The sequence below is a fragment of the Tenacibaculum sp. M1.3A genome (genome assembly GCF_057732375.1).
The window spans coordinates 52,733-75,995 of record NZ_JBYJEF010000004.1; the positions used below are offsets into that span (position 1 = coordinate 52,733).

General features: G+C 31.1%; 24 protein-coding genes. 12 read left to right on the forward strand and 12 right to left on the reverse strand.

Features of this window, described 5'->3' with window-relative positions:
• Window positions 1-17 precede the first annotated feature (17 nt).
• Together dnaK and AC28QF_RS07705 are read right to left on the reverse strand one after the other, a co-directional pair.
• Window positions 18-1,907: a molecular chaperone DnaK gene (dnaK, locus tag AC28QF_RS07700; protein ID WP_488201438.1), complete on the reverse strand. Its 1,890-nt coding sequence runs from the start codon at window positions 1,905-1,907 to the stop codon at window positions 18-20.
• A gap of 132 nt (window positions 1,908-2,039) precedes the next feature.
• Window positions 2,040-2,648, reverse strand: coding sequence for an NUDIX hydrolase (locus AC28QF_RS07705; RefSeq protein ID WP_488201437.1), 609 nt, complete (start codon window positions 2,646-2,648; stop codon window positions 2,040-2,042).
• Between the two features lie 7 nt (window positions 2,649-2,655).
• Here AC28QF_RS07705 and pyrE point away from each other — a divergent pair, with 7 nt between their 5' ends.
• Together pyrE and AC28QF_RS07715 are read left to right on the forward strand one after the other, a co-directional pair.
• A complete protein-coding gene (pyrE, locus tag AC28QF_RS07710) occupies window positions 2,656-3,306 on the forward strand; it encodes an orotate phosphoribosyltransferase (protein ID WP_488201436.1) in 651 nt (216 codons plus the stop codon).
• A 6-nt stretch (window positions 3,307-3,312) separates the two neighbouring features.
• Window positions 3,313-3,702, forward strand: a complete 390-nt coding sequence (locus tag AC28QF_RS07715) for an SRPBCC family protein (RefSeq protein WP_488201435.1) — start codon at window positions 3,313-3,315, stop codon at window positions 3,700-3,702.
• A 1-nt stretch (window position 3,703) separates the two neighbouring features.
• Here AC28QF_RS07715 and AC28QF_RS07720 read toward each other — a convergent pair whose 3' ends face one another.
• Complete coding sequence (locus tag AC28QF_RS07720; protein WP_488201434.1) at window positions 3,704-4,435, reverse strand: biotin--[acetyl-CoA-carboxylase] ligase; 732 nt, start codon at window positions 4,433-4,435, stop codon at window positions 3,704-3,706.
• An 87-nt stretch (window positions 4,436-4,522) separates the two neighbouring features.
• Here AC28QF_RS07720 and rsfS point away from each other — a divergent pair, with 87 nt between their 5' ends.
• Genes rsfS through AC28QF_RS07750 form a run of 6 tightly spaced genes read left to right on the forward strand, consistent with a single transcriptional unit; the run spans window position 4,523 to window position 9,167 of the window.
• The gene (gene rsfS, locus AC28QF_RS07725; protein ID WP_488201433.1) at window positions 4,523-4,891 is read left to right on the forward strand and encodes a ribosome silencing factor; all 369 of its coding nucleotides are present in this window, start codon (window positions 4,523-4,525) and stop codon (window positions 4,889-4,891) included.
• A 26-nt stretch (window positions 4,892-4,917) separates the two neighbouring features.
• Window positions 4,918-6,846: an ATP-dependent zinc metalloprotease FtsH gene (gene ftsH, locus AC28QF_RS07730; protein ID WP_488201432.1), complete on the forward strand. Its 1,929-nt coding sequence runs from the start codon at window positions 4,918-4,920 to the stop codon at window positions 6,844-6,846.
• 12 nt (window positions 6,847-6,858) lie between these two features.
• Window positions 6,859-7,449: a hypothetical protein gene (locus tag AC28QF_RS07735; RefSeq protein WP_488201431.1), complete on the forward strand. Its 591-nt coding sequence runs from the start codon at window positions 6,859-6,861 to the stop codon at window positions 7,447-7,449.
• A gap of 3 nt (window positions 7,450-7,452) precedes the next feature.
• Window positions 7,453-8,247: a phosphatidate cytidylyltransferase gene (locus tag AC28QF_RS07740; RefSeq protein ID WP_488201430.1), complete on the forward strand. Its 795-nt coding sequence runs from the start codon at window positions 7,453-7,455 to the stop codon at window positions 8,245-8,247.
• Window positions 8,248-8,277: 30 nt separating this feature from the next.
• Complete coding sequence (locus AC28QF_RS07745; RefSeq protein WP_488202415.1) at window positions 8,278-8,532, forward strand: acyl-CoA-binding protein; 255 nt, start codon at window positions 8,278-8,280, stop codon at window positions 8,530-8,532.
• Between the two features lie 5 nt (window positions 8,533-8,537).
• Entirely contained in the window at window positions 8,538-9,167 is a 630-nt protein-coding gene (locus AC28QF_RS07750) for a YceI family protein (protein WP_488201428.1), read from the forward strand.
• 56 nt (window positions 9,168-9,223) lie between these two features.
• Here AC28QF_RS07750 and AC28QF_RS07755 read toward each other — a convergent pair whose 3' ends face one another.
• Entirely contained in the window at window positions 9,224-10,117 is an 894-nt protein-coding gene (locus AC28QF_RS07755; protein WP_488201427.1) for a hypothetical protein, read from the reverse strand.
• Between the two features lie 12 nt (window positions 10,118-10,129).
• Complete coding sequence (locus AC28QF_RS07760) at window positions 10,130-11,677, reverse strand: peptide MFS transporter (protein ID WP_488201426.1); 1,548 nt, start codon at window positions 11,675-11,677, stop codon at window positions 10,130-10,132.
• 191 nt (window positions 11,678-11,868) lie between these two features.
• On the opposite strand from AC28QF_RS07760, the gene AC28QF_RS07765 reads away from it, so the two are divergent.
• Genes AC28QF_RS07765 through AC28QF_RS07780 form a run of 4 tightly spaced genes read left to right on the forward strand, consistent with a single transcriptional unit; the run spans window position 11,869 to window position 16,966 of the window.
• Entirely contained in the window at window positions 11,869-12,549 is a 681-nt protein-coding gene (locus AC28QF_RS07765; protein ID WP_488201425.1) for a TetR/AcrR family transcriptional regulator, read from the forward strand.
• A complete protein-coding gene (locus tag AC28QF_RS07770) occupies window positions 12,539-14,203 on the forward strand; it encodes a peptidase domain-containing ABC transporter (protein ID WP_488201424.1) in 1,665 nt (554 codons plus the stop codon). Before AC28QF_RS07765 ends, AC28QF_RS07770 begins: the two co-directional genes overlap by 11 nt.
• Window positions 14,204-14,213: 10 nt before the next feature.
• Complete coding sequence (locus AC28QF_RS07775) at window positions 14,214-15,569, forward strand: HlyD family secretion protein (protein ID WP_488201423.1); 1,356 nt, start codon at window positions 14,214-14,216, stop codon at window positions 15,567-15,569.
• Window positions 15,569-16,966, forward strand: coding sequence for a TolC family protein (locus AC28QF_RS07780; RefSeq protein WP_488201422.1), 1,398 nt, complete (start codon window positions 15,569-15,571; stop codon window positions 16,964-16,966). Before AC28QF_RS07775 ends, AC28QF_RS07780 begins: the two co-directional genes overlap by 1 nt.
• Here AC28QF_RS07780 and AC28QF_RS07785 read toward each other — a convergent pair whose 3' ends face one another.
• The 7 genes from AC28QF_RS07785 to AC28QF_RS07815 all read right to left on the reverse strand — a co-directional run bounded on the left by AC28QF_RS07785 (window position 16,967) and on the right by AC28QF_RS07815 (window position 23,205).
• A complete protein-coding gene (locus AC28QF_RS07785) occupies window positions 16,967-18,067 on the reverse strand; it encodes a hypothetical protein (RefSeq protein WP_488201421.1) in 1,101 nt (366 codons plus the stop codon).
• 1 nt (window position 18,068) lies between these two features.
• Window positions 18,069-19,154: an amidohydrolase family protein gene (locus AC28QF_RS07790; protein ID WP_488201420.1), complete on the reverse strand. Its 1,086-nt coding sequence runs from the start codon at window positions 19,152-19,154 to the stop codon at window positions 18,069-18,071.
• Between the two features lie 115 nt (window positions 19,155-19,269).
• Window positions 19,270-19,797 (reverse strand): 3-hydroxyanthranilate 3,4-dioxygenase, encoded by a 528-nt coding sequence (locus tag AC28QF_RS07795; protein WP_488201419.1) that lies wholly within the window; start codon window positions 19,795-19,797, stop codon window positions 19,270-19,272.
• A 385-nt stretch (window positions 19,798-20,182) separates the two neighbouring features.
• Window positions 20,183-20,959 carry an SDR family oxidoreductase gene (locus AC28QF_RS07800; RefSeq protein ID WP_488201418.1) on the reverse strand — a complete coding sequence of 259 codons (777 nt, stop codon included), beginning with the start codon at window positions 20,957-20,959 and terminating at the stop codon, window positions 20,183-20,185.
• Between the two features lie 86 nt (window positions 20,960-21,045).
• Window positions 21,046-21,264, reverse strand: coding sequence for a DUF6500 family protein (locus AC28QF_RS07805; RefSeq protein ID WP_488201417.1), 219 nt, complete (start codon window positions 21,262-21,264; stop codon window positions 21,046-21,048).
• Window positions 21,265-21,361: 97 nt separating this feature from the next.
• Window positions 21,362-22,804, reverse strand: coding sequence for an aldehyde dehydrogenase (locus tag AC28QF_RS07810; RefSeq protein WP_488201416.1), 1,443 nt, complete (start codon window positions 22,802-22,804; stop codon window positions 21,362-21,364).
• Window positions 22,804-23,205: a RidA family protein gene (locus AC28QF_RS07815; protein ID WP_488201415.1), complete on the reverse strand. Its 402-nt coding sequence runs from the start codon at window positions 23,203-23,205 to the stop codon at window positions 22,804-22,806. Before AC28QF_RS07815 ends, AC28QF_RS07810 begins: the two co-directional genes overlap by 1 nt.
• Window positions 23,206-23,263: the final 58 nt, after the last annotated feature.

The following is a 23,263-nucleotide window of genomic DNA, read 5'->3' on the forward strand; positions in this document are numbered from 1 at the left end:
AACTTCTATTCAGTAAATTACTTTACTTCTTCGAAATCTACATCTTCAACATTGTCTTCCTGAGCAGTATTTGCTTCTGGTTGCGCTTGTTGAGCTCCTGCAGCACCTTTATCAGCATACATCTCTTCAGAAGCAGCTTTCCATGCATCATTAATAGTTGTTAAAGCACTATCAATTCTAGAAGTATCTCCAGATTCGTGAGCAGCAACTAATTCAACTAAAGCAGCTTCAATTGGCGCTTTTTTATCCGCAGATAATTTCTCTCCAAATTCTTTTAATTGCTTTTCTGTTTGAAAAATCATAGAATCTGCTTCATTGATTTTCTCAGCAGTTTCTTTTGCTTTTGCATCTGCATCAGCATTTGCTTCTGCATCAGCTTTCATTTTTTCAATTTCTTCTTCCGACAATCCTGAAGAAGCTTCAATCTTAATATCTTGAGTTTTCCCTGTAGCTTTATCAGATGCAGATACTTTAATAATTCCGTTTGCATCGATATCGAAAGTTACTTCAATTTGAGGAACTCCTCTTTGTGCTGGTGGGATATCTGTTAATTGGAAACGACCAATTGTATTGTTATCTGCTGCCATTGCTCTTTCACCTTGTAAAACGTGAATATCTACAGATGGTTGATTATCTACAGCTGTAGAGAATACTTGAGATTTTTTTGTTGGAATAGTAGTATTCGCATCGATTAACTTTGTGAATACGTTACCCATTGTTTCAATTCCTAAAGATAAAGGCGTTACATCTAATAATAATACGTCTTTTACATCTCCAGATAAAACTCCACCTTGAATTGCAGCTCCTAAAGAAACTACTTCATCAGGATTTACTCCTTTACTTGGTGATTTTTTAAAGAAATTCTCAACAGCTTCCTGAATTGCAGGAATACGAGTTGATCCACCTACTAATACGATTTCATCGATTTCATCGATAGTTAAATCAGCATTTTTTAAAGCAGTTGCACAAGGCTCAATAGTTCTTTTGATTAAATCATCAATTAAAGCCTCAAACTTAGCTCTTGTTAATGTTCTAACTAAGTGCTTTGGTCCTGAAGCAGTAGCTGTAATATATGGTAAGTTAATTTCTGATGAAGTTGTGCTAGATAATTCAATCTTCGCTTTTTCAGCAGCTTCTTTTAAACGCTGTAAAGACATTGGATCTTTACGTAAATCCATTGCTTCGTCTGCAATAAACTCTTCTGCTAACCAGTTAATGATTCTTTCATCAACATCATCTCCTCCTAAATGCGTATCACCATCTGTAGCTAATACTTCGAAAACACCGTCTCCTAATTCTAATATAGAAACATCATGTGTTCCACCACCAAAATCAAAAACAACGATTTTTTTATCATCGTGAGATTTATCTAAACCATAAGCTAAAGCAGCTGCAGTTGGTTCGTTAATAATTCTTCTAACTTTTAAACCTGCAATTTCACCAGCCTCTTTTGTCGCCTGACGTTGTGCATCGTTAAAATATGCTGGTACAGTAATTACAGCTTCAGAAACAGATGTTCCTAAATAATCTTCAGCTGTTTTTTTCATTTTCTGTAATACCATTGCAGAAATTTCTTGTGGCGTATATAAACGTCCATCAATATCTACACGAGGTGTATCGTTATCTCCTTTTACTACTTTATAAGGTACTCTTCCTGCTTCTTTTGAAGAATCAGAAAACTTATTACCCATAAAACGTTTAATAGAATAAACTGTTTTTGTTGGGTTAGTAACTGCTTGACGCTTTGCTGGATCACCAACTTTACGCTCTCCTCCTTCTACGAATGCTACGATAGATGGTGTTGTTCTTTTTCCTTCTGAATTTGGAATTACTACTGGCTCATTCCCTTCCATTACAGAAACACATGAATTTGTGGTTCCTAAATCAATTCCTATAATTTTACTCATAACTAATAACTATTTATCTTAAATTTTTAATTCAATTTTACAAGTAGTACTAGTCAAACTGTGTGCCAACTGGTTTTTACTTTTGTTTTGGCAGAAAAAATAATAAAGTTATTTACCAACAATGACAGAGTGTCATTTTTTTAGCGATGTTGCATAATACTTGTAAACCATAACAATGTTAGAAAATGTACTTTTTAGCGCTTTATTAGTAGCCTCAGCATCTTTAAACATTACTTTGGTTATACCTTCTTCTAACTGCGGAGTTAGTATGCCTTTGTAAGATGAAGACATTAAGTACCAATGTGTTTCTTTTAATCGGTGTTTTCCTTTCTGAATAAAGAAGTGATATGTTTTAATTAGTTTTTTATCAATTTTAAGATTTGTAATACCACATTCTTCTTCAACCTCTCTTATTGCTGTTTCCGCTACATTCTCTCCTTTTTCCTGTCTACCCTTTGGCAAATCCCATTTACTACCTCTGTAAATAAATAAAATTTCTTTTTTATCGTTTAAAACGAGTCCGCCAGCAGCAACAAGAACCTTAAATTTCATTTTAAAGACTTCCCAATCCTCTTCTAAATTAGCAGTACAAAGATAAACCCCTTTTAATTTACCTAGTTTTAACTTGTATATAAGTTCTTCTATAATTGTATTTTTGTAAATATAAACAACATAATCTTCTTCATTTTTTACTGAAGTTGTAAAGATTATTGGTTTATCATTAACAAAAACTTTATACATTTGCGTTATGGATTTTAACAAAGATACAGCAAAAAAAACTGCCGAACTTCTTCTGCAAGTAAAAGCTATTAAATTAAACCCTCAAGAACCTTTCACATGGGCTTCTGGCTGGAAATCACCAATTTACTGCGACAACAGAGTAACACTATCTTACCCACCAGTTAGAAATTTCTTAAAAGAAAAGATCGCTAAATTGGTTGAAGAGAAACATGGTAAACCCGATGTTATTGCAGGTGTTGCTACTGGTGCAATTGCAATTGGTATGTTAGTTGCTCAAGAACTAGGAGTTCCTTTCGTATATGTACGACCTGAACCTAAAAAACATGGCCGTAAAAATCAAATAGAAGGACATTTAGAAAGCGGTCAGAATGTGGTTGTTATTGAAGATCTAATTAGCACAGGTAAGAGTAGTTTAAATGCAGTAAAAGCTTTAAAAGAAGCAAATGCAAATGTTAAAGGTATGATTGCAATTTTTTCATACGGATTTGATATTGCTACCGAAAACTTTAAAAACGATCGTGTAGAGCTAACCACCTTAAGTAATTACGAATACCTACTTGAACAGGCTTTAGATAGTAAATATATTACTAGTGAAGAATTGAGATTATTAGAAGATTGGAGAGTAGCACCTAGTAAGTGGAAACAAAACGAAAAATAAGATATAATGAATATTGAAGGAAATAAAGTAATTGTAAAAAAATCACCAAAAGAAGTGTTTGATTTTTTAATCAAATTAGAGAACTTCGAACAATTAATGCCAGAAAACACTCAGAAATTTGAAGTAGATGGTGATAGTTTTATTTTTGGTTTAAAAGGAATGCCTGAAATAAGATTGGTAATGAAAGAAAAAACGGAGTACTCTAATATTACATTAGGTGCTGCTAGTAGCAAATTACCTTTTACCTTATCAGCAGATATTAATGATGTTTCTGACAATGAAAGTGAAGTTACTTTAAGTTTTGATGGTGAATTTAACGCGATGATGGCGATGATGGTTAAAAAACCATTAACTAAGTTTATTGAAACTTTAACTGAGAATATTGAAAAAATATAAATTAGGCAAACGAAACTTCTTTAATTCCAAATTCTTTAATCGTTTCGTTTTCTAATTCGATCTGGAGATTACCCGTATCGGCAACTCCAACAATTTTACCCATAAATAAAATGTTCTGAGCAGTTTTAAACATGCTCGGAACATTTTTTTTATACAACACATTTAAATATTCCTCTTCTAAAACAGCATATTTTTTTTTGTGTAGCAATACTATTTTTTGTTTTAAAATTTGTAAAACTTTGTTAAATAACAGCTCTAAATCTATCTCTTTACCTGTAATCATTTTTATTGAAGCAGCATTTGGTAAATCATTTGAAAAACTATTTTGATTCACATTAATACCAATTCCTATAACAGACGAACTAATTTCGGTTAAATTAAAGGTGTTTTCTATTAAAATACCTGCTATTTTTTTATTTTCTGACATAATGTCGTTGGGCCATTTAATCGCTAATCTTGGTAATTTTAAATCTTTAACAGCTTCATAAACACACAAAGAAACACAGTAATTTAAATACTTAAAATTCGCAATATTAAGACTAACCAACCTGCAAAAAACACTAAAAGTCAAACTCTTACCTGAATCGACAACCCAATTAGCATTCATTTGCCCCCTACCCGATGTTTGTGTTTTTGCTATCACAACAGTAAAATCATCAACCCTTACTTTTGCTGCCATATTCTTTAAAAAAGAATTAGTAGAATCAATGGCATCAAGTTTGATTATTTTCATATAAGTTTTGTGAGTAAAACAAGTATCAATATTAAGCAAATAACTCACAAAAAAATAATAACTTTGCTAAAAACTTAATTTTTTTTGATGACTAAAAAACAAGCAAGCACAGACGATTTAATCGCTGTGATTATAAAAGGTATTGAAGAGGTAAAAGGAGAGAATATCCAATTACTAGATTTAAGAGGAATAGAAAATACTGTATGTGATTATTTTATAATCTGCTCAGGAAATTCAAATACTCAAGTAAACGCCATTTCTGGTTCTGTACAAAAAATGGTAAGTAAAGAACTTAAAGATAAACCTTGGCATATTGAAGGGCAAGGAAATTCTGAATGGGTTTTAATGGACTATGTAAATGTTGTTGTTCATATTTTTCAAAAACAAGTACGTGATTATTACGATATTGAAAGTCTTTGGGGTGATGCTAAAATCACTGAAATTAACCCAGCTTAATTGCTACTAATTTACACATATTATTTATGAGTGATAAGAAAAAAAATCCTCCGAAATTTAGTTTAAATTCATTTTGGATATACATTCCGATATTAGTTGTCCTGTTAGGATTGAGTTTTTTTAACTCAAACAATTTAGGATCTAGAAGTATTTCTAAAAACGAATTCAATAAAATTTTACAAGCAAACGATATTCAAAAAATCGTTATTGAAAATAATAATGTTGCTCAGATATTCTTAAAAAGCGAAGCAGAGAAGAAAGAGGAGCACAAAAAAATAACAGATTCTCCTTTTTACAGAAAGGGAGCACCTTTATATAGCTATAATTTTGGAGATTTACAAAATTTCGAAAATGAAATAAAAAAAGAAAAAGTAGAAAACAATCTTGATTTTGATAGAAAAAACGAAGAGCCAACTAGTTTAATATCAACACTATTCGAGTTTCTTCCTTTTATTCTGTTAATCGGTATCTGGCTTTTCTTTATGAAAAGAATGTCTGGTGGTGGATCTGGAGCTGGTGGCGGTGGTCAAATATTTAACATTGGTAAATCAAAAGCTAAATTGTTTGATGAGAACACAAAGGTAAAAACTACCTTTAAAAATGTTGCTGGTTTAGAAGGAGCTAAAGAGGAAATTCAAGAAATTGTAGACTTCTTAAAAACACCTGAAAAATACACAAAACTTGGTGGTAAGATACCTAAAGGAGCCTTATTAGTAGGGCCTCCTGGAACAGGTAAAACCTTACTAGCAAAAGCTGTCGCTGGTGAAGCAGGTGTACCTTTCTTCTCTTTATCAGGTTCTGATTTTGTAGAAATGTTTGTTGGTGTTGGTGCCTCTCGTGTAAGAGATTTATTTAAACAAGCGCAACAAAAATCTCCTTCTATTATTTTTATTGACGAGATTGATGCTATTGGTCGTGCAAGAGGTAAAAACAGTATGACAGGTGGTAATGATGAACGTGAAAACACATTAAATCAACTTTTAACAGAAATGGATGGTTTTGGTACTGATACAAATGTTATTGTATTAGCTGCAACAAACCGTGCTGATGTACTAGATAAGGCTTTAATGCGTGCAGGTCGTTTTGACCGTCAGATATATGTTGACTTACCTGATTTACACGAACGTAGAGAAATCTTTGAAGTACATATTAAACCTTTAAAATTAGCCGAGAATGCTGATTTAGAATTATTAGCACAACAAACTCCAGGATTTTCTGGTGCTGACATTGCTAACTTATGTAACGAAGCTGCTTTAATCGCTGCAAGAAACAATAAGGAATCTATTGAGCATCAAGATTTCTTAGATGCTGTTGATAGAATAGTTGGTGGTTTAGAAAAGAAAAACAAAGTAATCACGCCAAAAGAAAAGAAAGTTATTGCTTTTCATGAAGCTGGTCACGCTACCGTAAGTTGGATGTTAGAACATGCTGCTCCGTTAGTAAAAGTAACTATTGTTCCTCGTGGTCAGTCATTAGGTGCTGCTTGGTATCTTCCTGAAGAAAGAAAGATTATTCAAACAGAACAAATGCTTGACGAAATGTGTGCTACAATGGGTGGTAGAGCTGCTGAAAAGTTAATGTTCAATAAAATTTCTACGGGTGCCTTAAGTGATTTAGAGAAAGTTACCAAACAAGCTCGTGCTATGGTTACTGTATATGGATTAAACGAAAAAGTAGGTAACATTACCTATTACGATTCATCAGGAAATGATTCTTTCGTAAAACCCTATAGTGATGATACTGCTAAAGTTATTGATGAAGAAATCTCTAAAATGATTGAAGCTCAATACCAAAGAGCAATTGACCTTTTAAGTGAACATAAAGATAAACTGACCCAACTTGCCGATTTATTATTGGAGAAAGAAGTTATGTTTAAAGTTGATTTAGAAAAAATATTTGGTGAAAGACCTTTTGAAAAGAAAAAAAATAAAACTAATCCAATAATTGAAGAATAGGTTTTTATTTGAATGAATTTTTTAAAAAAATTATACAAATCATATAGAAAATCATCTGAAGAAAAGTTAATTAACGAACAGGAAGTTAACTTATCTTTAGATGATTCTTTTGTTCATAATTTCATTAATAAAGGTGGTAAATTTCTATACTGCACTACAATCGATGAAGTATCTAACAACTTAAAGCACATTTTACAAGAAAATAATTGGGATAAAATTACATGCTCTGATTTTGACTTATTAAAAATAACTAAAAATATAGACATCAATATTCAGAAACAACCTTCTGAATCTGTTCCTTTTTTCACCTCTTGTGAACATTTAATTGCTAATAACGGAAACATATTATTCTCTTCTCATCAATTAGGTAGCGATAAATTAACATCACATTCTGAAAACTTTATCGTTTACGCTACCACTAGTCAACTAGTAAAAGATATGGGTGAAGGTTTAACAGGTATTAAAACACATTTTAGTGGTAACATACCAACCAATATTAGCTCAACTACTAACTACAACATAGATGCTGAAGATGATAGTTTTTTAAGTTATGGTAATAGTAACTCAAAAAACTTATATTTGCTCCTCTTTGAAGATTTATAAACTATGCGCAACCTCATAACAAGAAGTATTTCTGGACTTGTTTATGCTATACTTTTTATTTCCGCTATACTTTTTTCTAAAGAATCATATATAGCGCTGATAGCAGTTTTTGCTGCTACATGTGTTTTTGAGCTTTCAAAAATACTGAAATTAAAAAATGTGATACCCTATATTCTTTTAGCAGGATTTATATATTTATCTACAATTAAAGTTCCTATTGTTTTTACAAATTATTTGATAGGATTTTCTATTACCGGTTTACTTATATTACTCTATTTATTAATAAGTACAAAACTTATAAAGACAGGTAATATAACGCAAAAAATATTTTTGCAAATAATATACTTGATATTGCCTTTTTACTTTTTAATAAAACTTCCATTTATAGAAAGTAGTTACCATCCGAATATTATAATTTTTATTATTTTAATGATTTGGACCAATGATAGCTTTGCTTTTTTTGTAGGCAAAAACTTTGGTAAACATAAATTGTTTGAATCAGTGTCACCCAAAAAAACTATTGAAGGGTTTATTGGTGGATTACTTTTTGCTATTTTAGCTGGGGTTTTAATTGGAACTTACTCAAAATCATTTTCAATTTTAAACTGGATAATCATTGCTATTATTGTTTCGGTATTTGGTTCTTTAGGTGATTTAGTAGAATCTAAATTTAAAAGGCAGGCAAATGTAAAAGATAGTGGTACAATTATGCCTGGGCATGGTGGATTGTTAGATAGGCTTGACAGCTTGTTTTTCCTTGCGCCTTTTGTATATTTGTATATACACTACATAATGTAATTACCTCTTTACTTGATTCTTCTTTATATGATGAGTGATTTAGATATACAATTTAATAAAGCTTATAAAAAAGCTTCTAGCTATAAAGAAAAGCTGCCACCTGATGTTATGCTTAAATTCTATGCATATTACAAACAAGCTGTAAAAGGAGATAAGTTTACTTTTAATAGCAATCATGACTTACGAAACGCATTTAAGTTTAATGCTTGGATTCAATTACAAGGTATGACAGAAGATGAAGCTAAACAAGAATACATCAACTTAGTTAATTCAATTATAAAATAAATATCATGAAAAAAATCATTTATTCTTTATTCGTACTTGCTACTTTAGCAAACTTTACTTCTTGTAAATCAGAAGCTAAAAAAGAAACATCAGAAAAAGAAGAAATTAAACTTGAAAACAATGCGCCTTTCTCTTTGCAAGATGCAAACAATGAAATAAACTTTACAGCCTACAAAACAAGTGAAAAAATACCTGTAGGTGGTTCTTTTAAAAAAGTAACAATAACCGCTAACGGTGATGGAACTACAGCAAAAGAAGCAATTAACAATGCCGAATTTTCTATTCCAGTAAGCAGTCTTTTTACTAAAGATTCTAGTAGAGATTTTAAAATAAAAAAGTTCTTCTTTGGAATTATGGATAAAACAGAATTACTTTCTGGAAAATTAGTTTTAGAAAATGATTCTATTGGTTATTCTAATTTAACAATGAATGGTGTTACCAAAAAGCTTGCTTTTAAATACAGTATTGATGGTAAAGTTATTACCTTAAATGGTAATCTTAAAATTACAGACTGGAATGCTAGTAAAGCTTTAAGCTCTTTAAATGAAGTTTGTAAAGACTTACACAAAGGAGCTGATGGTGTTTCTAAAACTTGGGATGAAGTTGCAATTAGCATTACATCTACTTTTAAATAAAAATAATTTTACACTTATAAAAAGAAAGCCTTAGATAAAATCTAAGGCTTTCTTTTTTACCCTAATATCCATTCTAATAAATCATCAACATTTACAATAGACCAACTATGAGGGTTACGTTCTCCGTTCGCCCTATATCCTTTATTATTTGTTTCTATTAATGTTACTCTTCTCCAACTATTTGCAACTAATAAATCATTTAATTTTCTAATTCTGTATGCATTGGTCGATTCATAATCGGTTTTACGAACTTCCTTCCACCAACGTTCATCTGGCTCTGTATATAAGCGGAGTTTAGCTCTTTTTAAACTATAAATATTATTGAAGTTTTCTGTTTTATAAGTAAAAGGAGAAATCTGTTGAATATTATTTAACAATGAATCTTTAGTAAATCGTTCTTCAAAAAAACTGACAATCCATTTTGGTTCCGCCAAACGTTCTTCAGAAAAATCCTTTCGCTGAATATCTTTTAAAGAACTCTCATACAATCCAAATAAGTCGATAGGAGAATCTACTATAAAAGTTCCTTTAACAGCTACTATTTTATTTTTTAGTAAATAATCAGACAATGTTAATGCCACATTACCACCTATAGACATCCCTCCAATATAAATATTATCGGTTTTTAAGTTATTCTTGTTGATGGTTTCAAGAATTAAGGCTGTTAATTTTTCGCTATCTTCTTTTTCTATCCATAATTTTCTCGCAAAGTTTATTAGCAGTAATGAAACTCCTTTTTCATTTGCTTTCTGTACAATATCAAATTCTTTTTTAATGTTTTCTGCACTACCTCCTCCTCCAGGAAATAAGATTAATAATCCCTTTTGTTGCTTGGAAACAAGTAATTCGAATTCATCGGTTTTTATGCTTTTAAATGCCACATTGGTCACCTCTTTTTTACAGCTTATTAATAACTGTAAAAAAACGATTAGCACTATTCTCTTTTTCATGTATTAATTATTTTAATGAATATTATGCATTCTTCTTTTTATTGCTGATGAAAAAATGATTACTAAAACCCCTACAAAAGATGCCATTACTCCGAAACTTGCATACACCGAAACATAAGAATATAATTGCTGAAAAATAACGCCTTTTTCTAAAACTGCACTATTTGATAAACCTGTAATAAATTGAGTGATTTCACCAAACATACCGGTAGAAAACACCCCTAAATCACCTTCTGAAACAGTTGTTAGTTTTGCTATTTTTCCTGCAAAGAAATGACCATAAAAATTCGCCGAAAACCATACTCCCATAATAAAAGAAACATATTTAATTGGCGATAATTCTGTCATTTTAGACAAACCTATTGGTGACAAAAATAACTCACCTATTGTTAGCACTAAATAACCAACAACCAAATAAAAAATTGGCGTTTTTGCAAATTCATCTACTTGATTTGCCGACATACCAAAAATAACAAAACCAAGCCCAAGAAATAATAATCCAAGTCCGAATTTAATTACCGAATTAGGATTCTTATTTATTTTACTCAAAAATGTCCATAAAATAGAAAACGGAATTGCTAACAAAATTATAAAACCCGAATTAATACTATTAGTTCCTGCTGCATTCATACCTACTAAATTTACATTTCTATCTGCAAAAAGCGTTAATGAACTACCTGCTTGCTCAAAAATGGCAGCGAATAAAGTATATAAAACTGTAAAATACACAGCAACCAATAAACGCTGCTTTTCTGTTTTACTTACTTGTTTTAAAATATAAGCGATGTAGATTATTAAAAATGCTGAAACTACCCAAACTAAATAATGCTCAAACTGATGAAATCGTATAATCAAAGCAAAAATTGGCACCGATAAAAATGCGGCAATAATAATCGCAGTTCCTTTTTTTATTCCGAAGATCGGTTCATTATACAACTCTATATTTGTAACCAAACCTTTATCTTTAAAAGTATTATTTTTAAGACCTCTTTGAAACACAAGCAACCCTAGCAACATACCTATTCCTGCTAATATAAAACCATAATGCCAACCATAAGTTTCAGCAAACCATGCACAAGCTATCGGAGCAATTGCGCCACCAATATTTATTCCCATATAAAAAATGGTAAATCCTGCATCTCTACGCACATCTCCTTGTTTATATAAATTACCTACAAACGAAGAAATGTTTGGCTTAAAGAATCCGTTTCCTACAATAATTAATGCCAATGATCCATAGAAAAAAATTGGCTGCTCAAAGGTTAGTAAGAAATGCCCCAACGCCATTAATACACCTCCTAATAAAATAGCTTTTCTAAAACCTAGTATTTTATCAGCTAGAATACCACCAATCATTGGTGTTACATATACGAGTGACATGTATGCCGCGTATACTCCGAATGACATTTCATCAGAATACAATAAATGCTTTGTCATGTACAAAACAAGTAAAGCTCGCATTCCGTAAAACGAAAATCGCTCCCATAATTCAGCAAAAAATAAATACAACAATCCCCTCGGATGTCCTATAAAACTAGATGTAGATGTGTGAGTTTTCATAAAAATAAATATATTTTCACAAATGTATTTTTACATCAATTTTTAAAAAAGCATTGTAGTTAATTGTATTAAAAAATAAGTGTTTGTGAGTTTTTGTTATTGGCAATAATATCAATTTTAAAATAAAATAACACATATACTTTCTTTTTTAATAGTATTACTATTATATTTGCAGGTGTAAATATTATTTTATGAAAAGTTTATTAGCTAATATTAAAATAGAAATTCCTTGCGGAATTTATATCAAAGATCCTGAAACATCTGATTTAGGGAAAAGAATTGTAGAAAACAGTATTAAGTTAATAGAAGCGGTTGGCTTTGAAAGTTTTAATTTTAAAAAACTAGGTAAATTGATTGGCTCTAATGAAAGCTCTATATATAGGTATTTTGAAAGTAAACATAAACTATTAGTTTATTTAACCTCATGGTATTGGGGTTGGGTACAATATCAATTAGTAATAGAGACCTATAGTATTAATGATCCAAAAGAAAAATTAATTAAAGCTATTAAAATAGTAACGAAAACAACTGAACAAGACAGTAATTTTTCGCATATAAATGAAGTTTTACTAAATTTAATTGTAATCAACGAGAATTCTAAATCATATTCTACAAAAGAAGTAGACTCCGAGAATAAAGAAGGTTTTTTTAAACTTTATAAACAAGTAGTAAAACGTTTAGCTGATATAATTACTAATTACAAAAATTCTTATCAACATCCTTTAACATTAGCTAGCACAGTTATTGAGGGCGCTTTGCATCAGCAATTTGTTAAGCAACATTTTAAGTCACTAACTAATTGTAATAATACGATCTCTCCTACTTCATTTTTTCTTGATTTAACATTAAACACCCTTTCAAATGACAGATAATAATCAATTAACTCCTTGGCAACGTTTTTTAGGACTTTTAAGACTAGAAAAAAAAGACGTTTTACAAATATCATACTATGCTGTTTTCGATGGTATCGTTGCTTTATCTCTTCCTTTAGGAATACAAGCAATTATAAATTTATTACAAGGTGCTCAAATTTCTGCTTCTTGGATAGTACTTGTTATTTTAGTTACTTTGGGTGTTGCTTTTAGTGGCGTTTTAAAACTAATGCAAATTAGAATTATAGAAACCATACAGCAGCGTATTTTTACCAGAGCATCTATAGAGCTTAGTTACCGTTTTCCAAAAATTAAAATGAGCGAATTAAGAAACTATTATCCGCCCGAATTGGCAAATCGTTTTTTTGATACACTAACAATTCAAAAAGGAATATCAAAAATTTTAATAGATGTTCCCTCAGCTTTCTTGCAGATTATTTTTGCCTTACTATTACTATCTTTCTATCATCCATTTTTTATATTATTTGGGGCTTTACTCCTAGTACTTATATATATTGTATTTAAATATACTGCAAAAATAGGATTAGAAACAAGTTTAAATGAATCGAAAAACAAGTATAAGGTAGCACACTGGTTACAGGAAATTGCAAGAACTATAATTAGTTTTAAATTATCAGGAAAAACAAAACATGCTTTAGATAAAAGTGATTTGTTAGTAAATGATTACTTAGATTCAAGAGAAAGTCACTTTAGAGTATTAATCATTCAGTATATACAAATGATTAGTTTTAAAGTTATTATTACCGCAGGCTTGTTACTTATGGGAGGTTTTTTAGTATTAAATCAACAAATGAATATTGGTCAGTTTGTTGCTGCTGAAATAATTATACTATTAGTAATTGCTTCTGTTGAAAAATTAATTTTAGGTTTAGAATCTTTTTACGATGTTCTTACATCTATTGAAAAATTAGGTCAGGTAATAGATAAACCTATTGAAAGCCAAGAAGGAAGTAAAGTTAATGTTAAAAAACCTTTTAATATTGAAATTCAAAATCTATCATATAATGTTGATAAAAAAGAATACGCAATTTTAAGCAATATTTCTTTTGAAATTAACCCAAAGGATAGAATTTTAATTCAAGGGGAAAGTGGCTCTGGAAAATCGAGTTTAATTCACTTAATTTGCGGACTTATAAAACCTACATCAGGAAACATCTTTGTAAATGATTTGTCTTTAGAAAGCTTATTTATTAATAATTATAGAGCAAATTTAGGTTTATCATTATCTGAAGAAACTCCTTTTAAAGGAACGATTAGAGAAAATGTAACTTTTGGGGATATTTCAATTACTGATGAAGAAATATATATGATATTTAATGTTGTTGGTTTAACTGATTTTTTAAAGCACCAACCCAACGGACTAGATACTTATTTAAAACCCGAAGGAAAACTTATTGGATACACTGTTTCTAAAAAAATAATTTTAGCTAGAGCAATTATTAAAAAACCTAAACTTTTAATATTAGAAGATCCTCTAGACCAATTAGAAAAACATGAAGGAAGAAAAATTATCGATTTTGTTACTAATCCATCACAAACTTGGAGCTTAATTATAGTAAGTAGCAATGATAATTGGAAAGAAAAATGTAACAAACAAATTACTCTTAAAAAAGGAGTTATTGTTAACAATTAAATGAGAAACAATGCTTAATATATCTAACAATACAGTTTCTAATCAAATAAATTTATCTAATTTTAAATCAGGTAAAAAAATATTTAGAAAAGAATATCATAAATCATTTCGAAAATTTTTGTTTTTCTTTTTAATTGTTCTAATTATCACATTATTTTTACCATGGACACAGAATGTAACTAGCTCGGGTAACGTAACCACCTTAAAACCAAACCAAAGACCACAAACCTTGCAGTCTCAAATACCTGGACGTATAGAAGAATGGTTTATTCAAGAAGGTGATTTTGTTAAAAAAGGCGATACAATATTAAGAATTTCTGAAATAAAAAGTAATTATTTCGACACCAAATTAGCTGAAAGAACAGGGAATCAATTAAACTCTAAAAATCTATCAGAAAAATCTTATACTAATAAAATTGCAGCATTAAAAAGACAAATTTATGCTTTAAAAAATGAACGAGGATTAAAATTACAACAAGCTAAAAACAAATTACAACAAGCTTATTTAAAAGTTAAAAGTGATAGCATTGATTTAGAAACAACTATTATAAAACAAGATATTGCTAAAATTCAATATGACAGAACACTCACTTTACAAGAAGAGGGTTTAAAAGCTGTTAAAGATGTAGAAGAAAAGAGAGCTAAGCTTCAAGAATATACCGCAAAAGTTATCTCTCAAAAAAACAAATTTTTAACATCTAAAAATAATATTATTAACGCAAAACTTACCGTTTCAAGCATTGGAGCTTCTTATATGGATAAGCTTTCTAAGGCTGAAAGTGGTTTATATTCAGCTGAATCAGGAGCTTATGAAACAGCAATACAAGTTTCTAAATTAGAAACAAACCTTGCTAACTATAATAAAAGAAGTTCTTTATTATATGTTACAGCACCACAAGATGGTTACATTAACAAGGCTATAAAATCTGGAATTGGAGAAACTTTTAAAGAAGGCGAACAATTGGTAAATATTATGCCAGCTGTATATGACTTGGCTGTAGAAATGTACATAAAACCAATCGATTTGCCACTAATACATATTAATGAAAAAGTTCGTGTTCAGTTTGATGGTTGGCCTGCAATAGTTTTTAGTGGTTGGCCAAACATGTCTACTGGTACGTATGAAGCAAAAATAGTTGCTATCGAAAATTTTATTAGCAGCAACGGTAAATATCGAGTTTTAATAATTCCTAATAACGAGCAAGAACCATGGCCAAAAGCTATTAGAATTGGTTCTGGAGCAAAAACAATAGCTTTATTAGAAAATGTACCGATTTGGTATGAATTATGGAGACAAATCAATAGCTTTCCTCCTAATTTTTATCAACCAGAAGACACTAAAAACAGTTCAAATAAGAAGAAATAATGAAAAAATTATCCTTTCTATATCTATTTATAAGCTTTATTTCTTTTTCTCAAAACAAACCAATCAACACTCTTTCTTTAGAGGAAAGTTTGGGTTATGTAAAAAAACACCATCCTGTTTTAAAACAGGCAAAACTTATTACAAATACAAACGAAGCTAAATTAATGAAAGCGCGTGGTGCTTTTGATCCTAAAATAGCGATTGACTATGACAGAAAAGAGTTTAAGGATACTGATTACTACAAAAAATTAACCTCAACTTTTAAAATACCAACTTGGTATGGAATCGAATTAAAAGCTAGTTATGAGAACAATTCAGGTCAATTTTTAAATCCGCAATTTAAAACACCTAAAAATGGGCTATATAATGTTGGAGTTGCTATTCCGTTAGCCAGAAACTTATTTATTAATAAAAGAATGGCTACCTTAAAACAAGCTAAACTTTATACCAAACAAGGTAAATTAGAACAGCAACTACTTATCAATACCATTTTATTTAATGCTATTGATTCTTATTTAAATTGGACTTCGTATTACCAACAACATACTATTTACAAGGATTATTATACCAATGCACAGGTTCGACTAAAAAATGTAATTACCAGTTTTAAAGCCGGTGATAAAGCTGCTGTAGATACTTTAGAAGCTAGCATAAATTTAAAAAGCCGAAGATTAGATTTAGAAAAAGCTAATATCAAATACATAAAATCGAAATTAGAGTTTTCTAATTACCTATGGATTGATACTAATATTCCGATGGAGTTAAAAGATGAGATGATACCTGATGTTACAACTTTTACCAAGATGGATGTACTTTTAAAATCGACAGCAAATGCTATTGTTCAGAATAATTTAAATGATCATCCTAAAGTAAAATTATTAGAATTAAAGAGAAGAAACCTAGAAATTAACAAACAATTAAAAGTAAATAACTTACTTCCTAAAATTGATTTTCAATACAATTTACTAAGTTCTAAAGTGGATAATTTAGATGCTTTTAATGTATCTAACTACAAAAACTCACTACAAGTTAGTGTTCCTTTATTTTTAAGAAAATCTAGAGGTGAATTAAAGTTAGCAAAACTTAAATTACAAGATTTAAATTTTGAAATATCATCTACAAAAACAAGTTTACAAAATAAAATTAATGCCACAAGACAACAAATAATATCGTACGAAAAGCAAAAGAATATATTAGAAGATTTAGTTAACGGTTATAAGAAAATTGTTAAAAGCGAAGAAAGAAAATTTTATTTAGGAGAGAGTTCGCTTTTTCTAATTAATTACCGAGAAGTAAAATTAATTGAAAGCAATTTAAAAGAAGTAAAAAACAACTATGAATATGCCAAAACAAAAAGCGCACTTATTCAGTTACTAGGGCAGCTAAACACGTTATAGTTATTTTTTATATTCCTCTAACAAAGCTTCGTCAATAAAAATATGTTCCGGTAAAACGCGCAAACGATATTTACTTTCTCCTATAAATGTTATTAAATCTTTGCGCTCTAATCTATCATTTTCTTCTAACTGAAGTATCGAGTTTATATTATCAACGATTCTCGTTAAATAGGTTTGACTCTTAATTTCTCCTCCCGAATTTACCACAATCGATTGGTTTGTAGCTTCAGCAAACTTTCGGCGATAGGCGAAATTTAATAAATTTTTGTATTGCGTTGTTTTAGAACCAAAATCGATTTTTTCTTCATAAATACCTTTAGACGGCACACTTAATTGAATTAAAGACCAATCTAAAAATTTAATTCGAATCTCATTAGGCTTTGGTGTATGAGCTAACTGAATTACCCAGCTTGTTGACAACACTAAAAAGACAGAAACCAAAGAGGTTTTGGCGATAATACGAATCATAAGATTTACAAAATCATTATCTAACCCAACAAAAACATCATATAATTGTGATAAAAACAATAATGAAATTACAACTACTGAAATAATAGCCACCAACTTTAAATCTCGATGCATAAAAGTTCTAAAAAAAGAAACTCCCATTAAATAACACAAAAAAGTAGTTAGTAGAACATCAGGAATTGCAGCTATTTTTACACCGTAATAAACCTCATTACCTACAAAAAAAGATAGTAACATTGTTAGTGAAGCTACCGCTACAATTATGACACCTATGATTTTTACATTCTTTTCATTCTGATAAATAAATTTTGGCGCATCGTGCACATAATACAAAGCCAACAACCAAAATAAATTATTAATGGTCGATAAAATATTTACTCCTATCTGATAGCTGCTTGTTTCTGTAAAACTAAAATAGCCAGCAACATAAGCCCAAATACCAGAAACTACCCAAACTAACATTCCAAAACTTAAATACAACAAGCCTTTATCTACACGCTTTATTGTGTTTCCTTCTTCTAATACCTGTTTAAATCTATTTCTAATATTATAATAAATTGCTAACAGTAATATTGCACCAATAAAGGAAATAAAAATATGTGATACGTTATGAAACTGGGTAACTTCAGACATCTTATTTTAAAATTTTCGAAATCAAATCTTGTTTCGCTTTTTCATCTTCACCAAACAACCAACGTAACGTATTATCTTCCCAAATTTCATGGTATTGTTTTTCGTTAATTAAATTTCTTTCTATCGCTAAATCTAATAATTTACCTGGGTACGAAGATTGTGCATCGTTTTCCATTTCACCTAATGGATACGGATCATCTAATCCCATAATTACTTGGTTAGATCCTTGGCGGTCGATCATTAATTTTAACGAATCGGTATCGTGTACCAAAGTATCAAAAAAGATATTTGGATGCCCAACTGCTTTTCTAGGATGCGTTTTTCCTTCAAATAAATCAGGTCTACCATCAAAGCCTTGAATACGACGCCCTAAATTCATTTGTGCTAATTGACCTCCGTGCGCAAAACAAGTTCTTATATTAGGAAAACGTTCTTGCATACCATTTAAAGTATAAAAATGATACGCGTCACCACATTGTGCCAACATCCAAATTAAATGAAAACGCCAGTTGGTATTTTCTAACTTAATCATTTTATCCCCGTCATACGGATGTATTTCAATAGCTAGTTTATATTTATCTGCTAATTCAAAAATAGCATCGTTTTCTTTATCAAAAACGCAACGCCATTGCCCAATAGAATCCATAAAATGCGTTGGTAAACACAATACTTTTAGTCCCAACTCTTCTACGCAACGCTCCATTTCCCACAAAGCACCTTGAATAAAACCAGGATGTACCACAAAACCACAAGTAAATTTACCTGGATGATCGTGTTGTACTTTTGCGTTAAAATCATTCTGAAAACGCAAGGCCTTTTTCATTTCCTCTAAACGCAAACCATTTCCATAGAGTTGAGACAAATTTAAAACTACTGCATGATCTAACTTGTTTTTTTCCATCCAACGTAGTTTTTCATCTAAGAAAAAACTAGAATCTGTTACCGGTCGTTTCCAACCTTTTTGCAACATGTGTTTGCGTTCATCGTCTACCCAAAAAATTTCTTTTTCCCTCATAAAAGCGGGAATTTGCTCTGGGTATGGTAATAAATGTGAATGTCCGTTTATGCGTAGTTTTCTTTTTGTCATCTTTCTGAATTAATTTCAGTGTTATGATGTCATAGCGAAGAAATTTTTTCACTTTATGTAGCAATCTAATTATCTATAAAGAGATTACTTCGTTCCTCGTAATGACGATAGTATTTTATTTAATCTTCTTTGGCGCTTCCATTGTTGTTCCGCAATTAGAGCAGGTACATTTCTGTTTGTCAGAATAATATGTATCGAAAATAATTGGCATATCTGTTTCGATATTATCTAATGCAAATTCTTCTCTGTATAACTGATTTCCACAGTTTTCACAATACCATTCTAAAGCATCTAACATTCCTTCCGAACGCGGATATTCAATGACCAAACCAACTGTATTTTCTTTACGTTGCGGAGAATGTGGTACTTTTCCTGGCAATAAATAAATATCACCTTCATTAATTTCAACATCAATCATTGTACCTTTATCATCTATGATTTTTAAAATCATATCTCCCTCAACCTGATAGAAAAATTCAGGGGTTTCGTTATAATGGTAATCTTTTCTATTATTTGGCCCACCAACAACCATAACAATATATTCACCGTTATCCCAAACCTGTTTGTTACCAACTGGCGGCTTTAATAAATGACGGTTTTCATCAATCCACTTTTTAAAATTTAAAGGCTGTACTAAACTCATATCTCTATTTTTTTGGCGTTCCCTAAAGGTCGGGCTTTTCACTGTATCTTTTTATGTCATTGCTAAGAAAATTTTTATCTTTCTATGATATCATCTAATCTTCAAAGAGATTACTTCGTTTCACTCGTAATGACGCCGTTTTATTAACTTATAAAAAGGATGCCGCTGCAATCCCTAACGCGAAATTTGGTTTCTAAATTACAAACTTGTTATCTCTTTATAAATAATCTTCCTATTCGTTTTTATAACAAACCTCAGCAAACAAGTTTAGCCCTGATTGAGTGGTTTGTTTGAGCTCTTTTTTGCTGTCAGTTCGAGTAAATTTGTATCGAGAACAGCAGCAAAAAAAGCGAGTAGTGAAAGCAGGAAATAGCTTCTAAAAAAATTACAAACTCTTTGTTCTTCCTCCATCAACCGGAACGTTAATTCCGTTGATAAAACTTGCTTTTTCACTTGCTAAAAACACAATTGCATTTGCAATTTCTTCTGGTTTTGCAAAACGTTTTGCTGGTGAGGCATTCATCATGTTTTCTGAAACCACCTCAACAGACATACCTGTTTTAGCTGCTTTATTATTTATGATTTCTTTTAAACGCTCAGTTCCTGTTGCGCCTGGCAACACGTTATTTACAGTAATATTAAACTGCCCCAGTTCGTTTGCCAATGTTTTAGACCAACTGGCAACGGCACCACGAATAGTATTAGACACGCCCAAGCCTTCTAAAGGTTGTTTTACTGAGGTAGAAATCACGTTAATAACCCTACCAAAACCTGCTTCTTTCATAAACGGAACCAAGGCTTGTACTAGTACATGATTACACTTTAAATGTTGTGTAAATGCACGTTCAAACTCATCTAATTCCGCATTAAATACCGGTCCTCCTACAGGGCCACCTGTATTGTTTACCAAAATGTGAAAATTTAAACCACTTGCTTCAATTTTTGCTTTCAACTCTGTTGGATTCGAAAAGTCAGCAACAATATAATTATGATTTTGGCTGTTATTTGGCAATTCTGCCAAAACAGCTTTCAACTTCTCTTCGTTACGAGCAATTAATGTTACGTTTACACCTTCTGATGCCAACCCAATTGCCGATTCTTTTCCTATTCCTTGTGTGCTTCCGCAAACCAAGGCGTTTTTATTCTGTATGTTTAAATTCATTTTTTTCGATTATATTATAAATGTCATCTCGAGCGCAGTCGAGATCTTATAAAATCTCGACTGCGCTCGAGATGACAGTCACGCTTTTAATTATTATTCTGGATCATTGTTTTAATTTTAACCGCTTTTTCAAAATGATCTAACTCATGAGCTTCAATCCACCATTTTGCAACTTCCATCAATAATTTCGGATTGTCATTTTTATTTTTAAAAAACGCATAAAAAGACAACCCTACATTGGTTCCTTTTTTAGCAATCTTCTCATCACAAACAGTGATTATTTTTTGTTGTATTTCTTTATTCATTATTTTTATTTAGTTCTCGATACAATTTTACGTTCCTCAAAATCACTCGAACTGACATTATGTTATTATTGTACATTAAAACACAAAACAGATTTCTTTATTCATAACTAATACAAATATTTTTAGGCTCAGTAAAAAAACGCAAGGCTTCAAAACCACCTTCGCGCCCTACTCCGCTTTCTTTTTGTCCGCCAAAAGGCGTTCTTAAATCTCGTAACAACCATGTGTTTACCCAAACAATTCCTGCATGAACTTGTTTAGAAATTTGCATGGTTCTGTTTAAGTTATTCGTCCATATCGTTGCAGAAAGTCCGTATTTAACATCGTTTGCTAATGCTAACGCTTCTTCATCTGTTTTAAAAGACATAATAGTAACAACAGGCCCAAAAATCTCTTCTTGATTCAACCTGCATTTATTATCAGAAACCTCAATAATTGTGGGCTGTAAATAATAACCGTTTTCACAGTCTGTGACAGTAACAGTTTCCCCTCCAAAAAGGATTTTTCCGCCTTCTTCCTCGGCAATATCAATATATGATTTCACTTTTTCTAAATGTTGTTTAGAAACTAATGCGCCTATATTTGTATCTACTTCTGTTGGATTCCCAACTTTTAATTCGGATACTTTTTGAACAAAATCTTTTTTGAATTTCTCATAGATTTTCTCTTCTACAAAAATTCTACTTCCGCATAAACAAATTTGCCCTTGATTCGCAAATGAAGAACGAACAGTAGTTGCTAACATTTTATCGTAATCGCAATCTACAAAAATTAAATTCGGATTCTTACCTCCTAATTCTAGCGACAGTTTCTTAAACATTGGTGCCGCCACTCGTGCAATATGTGCCCCTGTAGTTGTGCCGCCTGTAAAAGAAATTGCTTTTATATTCGGGTGTTCTACAATTGCTTGCCCTGTGGTGGTTCCCAATCCGTGAACAATATTTAAAACACCTTTCGGGAGGCCAGCTTCTGTACAAATCTCACCCAATAAATAAGCAGTCATTGGCGTTACTTCGCTTGGTTTTGCAACAACACAATTACCTGCAGCAATTGCCGGAGCAATTTTCCAAGTAAATAAATACAACGGTAAATTCCACGGAGAAATACAACCTACTACTCCGATTGGCTGACGCATTGTAAAATTCATGGCATTTAAACCAACACTTTCATGTGCTTCGGATGAAAACTGCGTGATTGCATTTGCAAAAAACTGAAAATTACTTGACGCTCTCGGAATATCTATCTGAGTAGCTAAGCTTACTGGTTTTCCGTTATCTTTAGATTCTGCGGCTGCTAAAAAAGATAACTTTTCTTTTATCAATGTTGCAATCTTTGATAAGATGCTACTTCTCTGGTCTAAAGATGTATTTGACCAACTAGCAAAAGCATCTGCTGCTGCTTTATAAGCCAACTCTACATCTTCTTTGGTTGAATTCGGAATTTGAGAATATACTTCTCCATTTGATGGATTGTAATTATCAATCCATCTGTCAGCAACAGGAGAAATAAGTTTACCGTTTATGTAGTTTTTAATCTTCATTATTGTTTTTTATACGCCATTACTTTAATCTCCACCACTAAATCTGGATGTGGTAATTGATGTACAGCAACTGTTGTACGTGTTGGACCTGTTTCTTTTTCAAAGAACTCTCCGTAGGCTTTATTATATCCTGCAAAATCGTTCATATTAACTAAAAAAGAAGTTACATCAACCACATCTTTAATACTTGCACCAACGGTTTGTAATGTCTTATCGATATTTTTTAAAACTTCGCGTGTTTGTATTTCTGCATTTAACTTTTTGGTATTCATTTCATCAATCAACTCAACTCCTGCTATCGTATTGTCTGACCTCCTTGAACTTGTACCTGATACAAAAATAAAATCTCCCACAACTTTTACATGTGGATATGCGCCTCTTGGTGTTACTTTTTTTTCCATACTTATTTTTTGTCTGATCGAGCGCAGTCGAGACCTTTTTATATTCTTTATTTTAAAA

What these genes read in the sequence shown, in the direction of transcription:
- dnaK (WP_488201438.1), bottom strand. Translation starts at nt 1,907, where the DNA reads ATGAGTAAAATTATAGGAATTGATTTAGGAACCACAAATTCATGTGTT.
- AC28QF_RS07705 (WP_488201437.1), bottom strand. Translation starts at nt 2,648, where the DNA reads ATGTATAAAGTTTTTGTTAATGATAAACCAATAATCTTTACAACTTCA.
- pyrE (WP_488201436.1), top strand. Translation starts at nt 2,656, where the DNA reads ATGGATTTTAACAAAGATACAGCAAAAAAAACTGCCGAACTTCTTCTG.
- AC28QF_RS07715 (WP_488201435.1), top strand. Translation starts at nt 3,313, where the DNA reads ATGAATATTGAAGGAAATAAAGTAATTGTAAAAAAATCACCAAAAGAA.
- AC28QF_RS07720 (WP_488201434.1), bottom strand. Translation starts at nt 4,435, where the DNA reads ATGAAAATAATCAAACTTGATGCCATTGATTCTACTAATTCTTTTTTA.
- rsfS (WP_488201433.1), top strand. Translation starts at nt 4,523, where the DNA reads ATGACTAAAAAACAAGCAAGCACAGACGATTTAATCGCTGTGATTATA.
- ftsH (WP_488201432.1), top strand. Translation starts at nt 4,918, where the DNA reads ATGAGTGATAAGAAAAAAAATCCTCCGAAATTTAGTTTAAATTCATTT.
- AC28QF_RS07735 (WP_488201431.1), top strand. Translation starts at nt 6,859, where the DNA reads ATGAATTTTTTAAAAAAATTATACAAATCATATAGAAAATCATCTGAA.
- AC28QF_RS07740 (WP_488201430.1), top strand. Translation starts at nt 7,453, where the DNA reads ATGCGCAACCTCATAACAAGAAGTATTTCTGGACTTGTTTATGCTATA.
- AC28QF_RS07745 (WP_488202415.1), top strand. Translation starts at nt 8,278, where the DNA reads ATGAGTGATTTAGATATACAATTTAATAAAGCTTATAAAAAAGCTTCT.
- AC28QF_RS07750 (WP_488201428.1), top strand. Translation starts at nt 8,538, where the DNA reads ATGAAAAAAATCATTTATTCTTTATTCGTACTTGCTACTTTAGCAAAC.
- AC28QF_RS07755 (WP_488201427.1), bottom strand. Translation starts at nt 10,117, where the DNA reads ATGAAAAAGAGAATAGTGCTAATCGTTTTTTTACAGTTATTAATAAGC.
- AC28QF_RS07760 (WP_488201426.1), bottom strand. Translation starts at nt 11,677, where the DNA reads ATGAAAACTCACACATCTACATCTAGTTTTATAGGACATCCGAGGGGA.
- AC28QF_RS07765 (WP_488201425.1), top strand. Translation starts at nt 11,869, where the DNA reads ATGAAAAGTTTATTAGCTAATATTAAAATAGAAATTCCTTGCGGAATT.
- AC28QF_RS07770 (WP_488201424.1), top strand. Translation starts at nt 12,539, where the DNA reads ATGACAGATAATAATCAATTAACTCCTTGGCAACGTTTTTTAGGACTT.
- AC28QF_RS07775 (WP_488201423.1), top strand. Translation starts at nt 14,214, where the DNA reads ATGCTTAATATATCTAACAATACAGTTTCTAATCAAATAAATTTATCT.
- AC28QF_RS07780 (WP_488201422.1), top strand. Translation starts at nt 15,569, where the DNA reads ATGAAAAAATTATCCTTTCTATATCTATTTATAAGCTTTATTTCTTTT.
- AC28QF_RS07785 (WP_488201421.1), bottom strand. Translation starts at nt 18,067, where the DNA reads ATGTCTGAAGTTACCCAGTTTCATAACGTATCACATATTTTTATTTCC.
- AC28QF_RS07790 (WP_488201420.1), bottom strand. Translation starts at nt 19,154, where the DNA reads ATGACAAAAAGAAAACTACGCATAAACGGACATTCACATTTATTACCA.
- AC28QF_RS07795 (WP_488201419.1), bottom strand. Translation starts at nt 19,797, where the DNA reads ATGAGTTTAGTACAGCCTTTAAATTTTAAAAAGTGGATTGATGAAAAC.
- AC28QF_RS07800 (WP_488201418.1), bottom strand. Translation starts at nt 20,959, where the DNA reads ATGAATTTAAACATACAGAATAAAAACGCCTTGGTTTGCGGAAGCACA.
- AC28QF_RS07805 (WP_488201417.1), bottom strand. Translation starts at nt 21,264, where the DNA reads ATGAATAAAGAAATACAACAAAAAATAATCACTGTTTGTGATGAGAAG.
- AC28QF_RS07810 (WP_488201416.1), bottom strand. Translation starts at nt 22,804, where the DNA reads ATGAAGATTAAAAACTACATAAACGGTAAACTTATTTCTCCTGTTGCT.
- AC28QF_RS07815 (WP_488201415.1), bottom strand. Translation starts at nt 23,205, where the DNA reads ATGGAAAAAAAAGTAACACCAAGAGGCGCATATCCACATGTAAAAGTT.